Raw genomic sequence first — 7,328 nt, forward strand, 5'->3', positions numbered from 1 at the left:
ACTACTCACCTCTTTTCAACAATTTTTTTAGGCGAGCAATCTGTTCTTCTCCCAAGTCTTCTAAGAAAATTTCTCCAGTTTCAAGCTCTAGAATTAAATTTTCTATATTTGTTTTATTTTTCTCAACTTTATTCTTTTCTGCTGCACTCATATCACGATTAACTATGTTCATTTTTTCTCTTTGAGATTTATCTGGATAAATAAAATCCAAAGTATAATTGTGAGACTTTATTTTTTTATATTCATCAATTAATTTATCCATATTCTCTCCAATACCTAAAACCCTTACCCATGCTTTACTTCTTGTTATAGCTGTAAATAACTGATTTCTTTTCTTAGCTAAGTCATAATAAGAATCATAGCAAGATTCGGCATTTATAACATATACCATGGCTGCCTCATTTCCTTTAGCCCTATAAATACCAGTAAATGCCACTGAATCATTGTTTTCTGCAAAAAATATATCTGGTGTAGTATCTACTCCAGCTGTGTGAGAATTGATGTTTTTTTCAAAAAGCATAGCTCGAATAGGAGCTACATTTGCTTTTGTAGTCAACGGGTCAGGGTTAATTACAATAATATCATCTGTTCTTAATTCATCTTCTGTTAAATTGATTTTTATTTGCTCGGCAACCCATTTATTCTGTTCTTCTTGACTTTTAAAGGATTGGAATTTAATTAAATCATCGATATCAGAATGTTTTTCTAAGAATTCTGGACTACTTGATGCAGTTCTTGCCAAAACAACATGTTCTCCATCTTCTAAAGTTCCTTCTTTTACCTTGTATCCAACATCTCCCCACAAGGAATACTGCTCAAACATTTGTACCAAACCTGTTTTTGAATTTGTCTCTTTCTCTCTATATATACCAAAGCCTAACGCATGTGCTGTCACCAATGCAGGTCTTGAATTTCTATAGCACTTTTCAAGAATAATATCCTGTTGCGGTTTTCCTTCCTCAGGAGAATAAAATTTTACTTTCGGTGTTCCATTTTCAAAATTGCCAAATATCTCTTCCGGCGATGGCAGAGACTGTGTTCTTAGATTTTGCAACTCATCATATGCGTAAACCAATCTTTTAGGATTCTTTAACATCTCATAACACATCCTCAAAAAGCTCGGCGAAAAATCTTGTGCTTCATCGACTAACACAGCATCAAATATCTCCATGACATTCGATTTCACTTCATCTAATGCTTTTTCACATGTTTCTCCAAAAGGGTCTAATGAGCCAAATATGCTTCTCGCCGTTCTATAATCTCTATACTGCACATTGTTCAATGCACAAAAAGTATAGTATATCCCATTATTATCTCCGCCACCAGAAGAACCCCATGCATGCATAATTTGCAAATTATCCCAATCGGGTTCTTCGTTTGTTTGTTCTATATAAAATGTGTTAATTAATCGTCTGAGTTGTCCTTTTAATGATCTTGTATTAAATGTAATGGCTATTTTCCAGTCAGGATGCCGAGCATGCAAATAAGCTGCTTTTAACGCAAGTACTATTGTTTTTCCTGATCCAGCTAATCCGCGTATCCTTTGTACCCCTTCAACAGTTTCTATTACAGCTTGACTCTGTCTGTTATCTAAATTAGCAATAGAGTCCTCCAGTGCCTTTAGTTTAGCACCCTTAGAGCTAGTATTTAAAACTTCTCTTCTCTTCTTCCCCTTTCTAATAGTTGAAATTGCTTGTAGAACCGAAACTAAGTCATTATAATATTCTTGGTCTTCCCATTCCACTTCCGAAATACATTTTGCCATAGTGTTATTATTGCATAAAGGATAGTCCTTATTATAGTCTATTGGCGATTCAATAAATGGAGCAAAAGTTATTACATTTATATCAACGCATAATTGCCTTTTTTTTACCAATTGTTTGTATCCTTTTAATTTGGATTCAACTTTATTAGCACAGTCATCCTGGATTTCTTCATAACCTTCAATATTCTTATTTTCAACTAAATTAAAAATAACCAATCCCTTTTCTTTAGAAATCCATAATGCATCTATAGGATATGCCCCTTCTACGGTTCCTATTATTGGATATCCAATATATAGATATCCTTCTAAGTCACTATCTCTTTGAAAGTATCTTTTTAACTCTTCACTGGCTAATGGTTTTTGCGTTGATCCAATAATTATATTTACCATAACAATCATCCTTTTATTAATTTCACAATATCATTTGCTTTTATCTATAATATAACGTCACTGACCAAAGGAAGTTTTTTCAATTATTTTTAGGCTCAATATAAACTGAGCAGATACTCTCTTATTAATTATGCGATAAAAGTTCTTTTATAGAAATGTCACTTCCTGAGCGCTTCGCTTGTTTGTATCTTTGACATTATTATATCTAAATTCGCATTTCTTCGAGTCAAACAAGAAATTCTCTTTTCTTATCCCTATTAAATTTAGCTAGTCTATGCTTGTGGCGTATCCCCGTCTGCTTGTAGTAGCAAAATGAAGTCGCAGCTAAAAAGTTTTCTATACCATTGATATGGTTTTTACTATTAGTAAATTCATTCTTTGAGTGTTTTACTCTATAATGAGCTTTGGCTCCGTAATCTACCAATCCGTCATAAGCTTTCCAGAAATCAGAATAAATCGTGCTCTCGTCTAACTTGTCAAACTCCGATAATATCAGTATCAGTTCATTTGCAAAACAGTTTTTAACTATTTGGATATAGATCTTACCGTCACGCTTTAGCATTCCGAATAGCGGAGTTTTATTTGCTACGCGCCCCTACCTCTTTTACCCCTTGCACTTTTAGACCCGAAGTAGCTTTCGTCTATTTCTATCTCGCATGAAACTTAGATACTCTTAACTTCGCTACACTCGTTACTTTTTAAGATCTCACACTCGCTAGCCATTAAAAATCTGATGTTGTTGGTTATTTTATTCAAGAGAGTGTAAGTGCAAAATTGATTATTTTTTCTGATATTTTGGTAAAATCTTCTATTTTTACAGCTTCTATATATCGGCCGAGAAATACCATAAAATCTCTCTAAATTTCTTTTCCAAAATTCTAGAGCGGACTATATGCTTATTTTTCATCGCTCTCATCGTAACTTAATACTCTTTATGTTTGCGTTAAGTCACAATAAATCTTAAATTTTATCTTTTTTTGCGCTTAGAAAATCTTCCCGCCAAACATCTCATACATCGCCTTTTCCTCGCCCCAAATTTCGCGGTGCTTTTTGGTGCAGGATTTTATCGCGCCAACTAGATATAGCACGTCTTGCTCGGTGTGTGTGTAGTGCAGGCTCACGCGCACGAAGCCGGGCTTGCTTTCCGGCATGCGTCCCTCCTTGATACCCAGCAGATCGTGAGCGTATGGCCCCGCGCACATCACGCCCGCGCGCGTCTGGATACCAAAGTCGTTGCTAAGGCTTGCGGCAAAATCATACGCCGAGACGCCGCACACGTTAAAGGAAAAAATCGGTAGTCGCGGCGTACCCTTTGGAGCGTAGTTTATGACCTCGTCAATGCCTGCTAGCTCGCTCTCAAAAAGCCGCGCTAGCTCGTCCCCGGCGTTTTTTATTTGCTCGAAGCCCACCTCGTTTCGCAGCGCGTATGCCAAATTTGCCCGCATAAGCCCGATAATAGGCGGCGTACCGCCTTCCTCTAGCTGCTCGGGATTTTTCAAAAACACGTGCCCTTCGCGGCTAGCGTAGGCGACCGTCCCGCCTGCGGCAAAGGTCGGCATATCGCTGTTAAGCAGCTCTTTTTTGATCGCCAAAAGCCCGCAGCTTGCAGGCCCTCCGAGCAACTTATGCGGCGAGAGGAAAATCGCGTCGAAATGATCACAGTCTAAATTTGCATGCGAGCTCAGCGCCGCGCAGTCAAAGGCCACGATGCCGCCCGCAGCTCTGATTAGCTCGCTGATCTTTTTATAGTCGCTAATGACGCCCGTGACGTTCGAGGCGGCGCTAAACGAGCCAATAATGCGGCGTCCGGCATTTAGCTTCAGGATGCGCTCGAGTGCGAGCAGATCGATCTCGCCTGATTCACTAAGCGGCACGCGCATGTAGTCGCAAAGCCCCTCGCGAAAGCTAAGCTCGTTTGAGTGGTGTTCGTACGGCGAAACGAGCACGAGCGGAGGCTGCGCGGCGCGTAAATTTGCCTCGCCGATCGCGCTTCTGGTTGCAGGCGGCAGGTAGATGCCAAGCAGCTCCTGAAATTTCTTGATCGCTGCCGTCGCACCCTGCCCACAGGCGATGAGATAAAACCGCTCGTCAAGGCCTAGCAGCTTTTTTAGGCTCTCGCGCGCACCCTCGTAGCGCCGCTGCGTGATGATGGCGCTCGAGCTACTGTCGGAGTGTGTGTTGGCGTAGGTTTTGAGAACATCTGCTATCTCGCGCTCTACGGGCTCATAAGCAAGCCCGGAAGCCGCGAAATCAAAATAATGCACGCCCGGTTTTAGGATGATATTTTTTCTTATTTCGTCTAAATTTGCCATTTTTTACTCTTTAAATTTGATACAGTAATTATAGTAAATTTTCGCAAATTTCGGGCTTTTGCTGTGGAAATGATTTAGTAAATTTGGAGGTTAAATTTGAACAAGCTAAATTTAACCGCAAAGCGGCAAATTTAACTTGATAAAGCACAGAAGCGCGAGCCACAGAGGCTCACGACCATTTTATTATTTGTTTATAAAATTTTTCTCTAGCCACTCGATGGCTTTTGCCTCGGTTTCGAAGCGTCCGCTTTTAGCGACCTGATTTTGCCCCTCGTAGAAGCGAATCCTGATACCGTCTTGGACGCTATCTACCTTTATTCTAGTGATCTTGTCTTTGTTTAGATAGACCCTATCGTTTAGTTTTACGTACATTTTTTCTCCCTTAAATTGATTTTTTTATCTTTTTTGTCGTCTTTAGTTGCATCATTTTTTTCGCCGTCTTTTTTCAAGAACAACTCCTTAAAGCGCTTATCCGCAAAATCCTCGATGTCGTTTTGAAGCTGCCTATAGGCGTTTATGAGCTCATGCGCGCGCTCGTTTAGCGTCGTACCGGCATTTTCGCCGCCGCCTTGCCTAGTCGTAAAAAGCTCCTCTTTTAGATTTTTTTGCAAAATTTGCAGATGAGTCCAGCATTTTTTATAGTTCATTCCTAGGATTTCGGCGGCCTTTGAGATCGAGCCGACCTCGGCGATGACGTCTAGGACTTCGGTTTTGCCCTTACCGAATATCAGCTCGCCCTCGTCGTTTTCTATCCAAGTTTTGGTTTTTACTCTCATCTTTTTTCCTTTCTTCTCCTTAAAACACCTCAGCTGGCAGTATTTTACGTCGATTTTATAGTCTTTTAACGTAGAGCGGATCGTCTTTATCCCCACGCCCGCAGCTGCGTCCCTAGCGTCTTTGCACAGTATTCTGCCTTTTTCGTCGGTCATTTGTTTTAGCTGCGTCATCACGGTGTATTTGCCGCGTCCGTTTTCTAGCCTGCCAAACTGTCCCAGCTCGCAGTTGTCGATCTTTACGCCCATTTTTTCAGCCTCGTCGCTAACCTCGCCGATCTCTACGCCTAGCTTTGCGGCGATCTTAAACGCCGCGCCGCAGTCTAGCCTGCCCTTTGGATTTAACAGTTTTGTTATCAGTTCGCGGATTTGCTCACTCATAGATTCTCTCTGCGCCGCTATACACGTTTATGTTTTCGCCGCGAGCAAAGCCGCACAGCGTTAGGTTAAATTTACGCGCTATCACGACGCCAAGACTAGTCGGAGCCGTACGCGAGACGAGCACTGGGATACCGTGCATGACGGCTTTTGCGACCATTTCGGAGCTGAGCCTGCCGCTCACCATCAAAAACGAATTTTGCAGCTGCGCGCCGGCTAGTATAGCTTTGCCGACGGCTTTGTCTATGGTGTTATGCTGAGCGATATCCTCGCCGATGTAAAACTGCTCTCCGTTCACGAAAAGCTTAGCCGTATGCACGCAGCCCGTCATCTCGTAAAGCTCGCACTGCGTGTAAAACTGCCCCATCTGGCGCAAAATTTCGTCTTTGTTAAATTTGACGTCGGCCTTTATGGAGCGCGCCGCCATAGCCCCCGGGTCGATATTTGCCGTCGAGCTGCGTCCGCAGCCGCTGATTATCACCTTTTCCTCGTCAAACTGCTCGAGGCGCTTTTCGTTGATTTTAGCCTTTACCCGCACGCTTAAAGCGTCGCTTGAAAGCTCTATGCTCTCGATATCCTCAGGGCTTGCGATCAAATTTTCGCTGATTAGGTAGCCAGCAGCTAGAGCCTCCTGATCGGTCGGAGTCGCCATGAGCGCGCCGAAACGCTTGCCGTTTATGTAGATCTCAAGCTTGATCTCGCGCACCAAAATATCATCAACGGCGCTTTTTTGCGCGCCTTTAAATTTGGTGATTTGGGTCGTAAAAATAGGTTGCATGATTTTCCTTAATTTTTGCGAAATGATAGCTTGAAAATCTAAATTTAAGATTTGATTGTAGTGAATTATTGCTTAAATCAAGCAAAAACTTAAACGTATTTTAGCGCGTTTTTATCGGTATCTGATGATGATTTGTATATGCGAATTTAGCATATATCTTAAGATATTTTTGACCACGATTTTATCATTATCTATTATTTGCATAAGAAATGAAGGAATAATAAAAAATAGCATAAGGCTAGAACGAGATCGCACATAACTTGCCGCATATGTAGGTTAAATCTTGAAAAATCATAAATATAATTTGCGGCCTGACGTAAGACCGAGAAGGAAATTTATATTATAGAGTCGAGTCAAAAAACTAATTTTGTCAAGCCGTATTTTACTGTTATATAACCCGTGCATGACTCAAACATGCCGACCGTATATAAAAAGCCCTTAATTATATTCATTAAGGGCTTTTTATATGAAAACTTAGACATTTTGCCGATGAAAAATCATTTTCGAGCGATAAAGTTTCGTCTAAGTTTTTATATTTTTCTTTTGCTCTGCCAAAGAAAAATATTGGCCGTCTGCTAAAACCTTACAGCAAACTCAATTTGAGTTTGCTAAGTAAGTATTTATTAACATATTGTCTTATGTGGGGGTTGTTTATTCTTGATGTTTTGATAAATGATATCAAGTTCTAAGACTGCATTATGGAATTTGAAGCGATTGTCTTTTATTAAGTTAAAGTAAATTTTGGTTTATACGGAAATTTATTTTTGTTTTTTATTTGGTATTTTAGTACAAATTTTAAAAAATGAGATTTTGTTGGTTTTTATATAGCATAAATAAAGATTAAAGTAGAGATTGTTTTTTGAGTAAGAAATAAAAATCAAAAAGAAGAGTATTTTTGTGCAGGATTAAGATTGTTTAATAAAACAAGCATC

5 protein-coding genes and 1 pseudogene are annotated in these 7,328 nt (G+C 40.2%); all 6 read right to left on the reverse strand.

The features are described 5' to 3' along the window. Nucleotide 1: 1 nt before the first annotated feature. On the reverse strand, nucleotides 2-2,155 hold the full coding sequence (locus tag F3G69_RS08265) for a DEAD/DEAH box helicase (RefSeq protein ID WP_149714965.1): 2,154 nt from the start codon (nucleotides 2,153-2,155) through the stop codon (nucleotides 2-4). A gap of 198 nt (nucleotides 2,156-2,353) precedes the next feature. Continuing rightward, nucleotides 2,354-3,071 (reverse strand): annotated as a pseudogene (locus F3G69_RS08270) (IS1595 family transposase); the annotation flags it as partial. A 67-nt stretch (nucleotides 3,072-3,138) separates the two neighbouring features. After that, nucleotides 3,139-4,467, reverse strand: coding sequence for an aminotransferase class V-fold PLP-dependent enzyme (locus F3G69_RS08275; RefSeq protein ID WP_149714966.1), 1,329 nt, complete (start codon nucleotides 4,465-4,467; stop codon nucleotides 3,139-3,141). A gap of 183 nt (nucleotides 4,468-4,650) precedes the next feature. Continuing rightward, nucleotides 4,651-4,839, reverse strand: coding sequence for a hypothetical protein (locus F3G69_RS08280; protein ID WP_002951016.1), 189 nt, complete (start codon nucleotides 4,837-4,839; stop codon nucleotides 4,651-4,653). Then, on the reverse strand, nucleotides 4,830-5,621 hold the full coding sequence (locus F3G69_RS08285; protein ID WP_149714967.1) for a winged helix-turn-helix domain-containing protein: 792 nt from the start codon (nucleotides 5,619-5,621) through the stop codon (nucleotides 4,830-4,832). The genes F3G69_RS08280 and F3G69_RS08285 overlap by 10 nt, the downstream gene beginning before the upstream one ends. Then, nucleotides 5,614-6,396, reverse strand: a complete 783-nt coding sequence (gene fdhD, locus F3G69_RS08290) for a formate dehydrogenase accessory sulfurtransferase FdhD (protein ID WP_103600472.1) — start codon at nucleotides 6,394-6,396, stop codon at nucleotides 5,614-5,616. Before fdhD ends, F3G69_RS08285 begins: the two co-directional genes overlap by 8 nt. Between the last annotated feature and the right edge of the window lie 932 nt (nucleotides 6,397-7,328).

The organism is Campylobacter concisus, from assembly GCF_902460625.1.
Lineage (GTDB): Bacteria > Campylobacterota > Campylobacteria > Campylobacterales > Campylobacteraceae > Campylobacter_A > Campylobacter_A concisus_AD.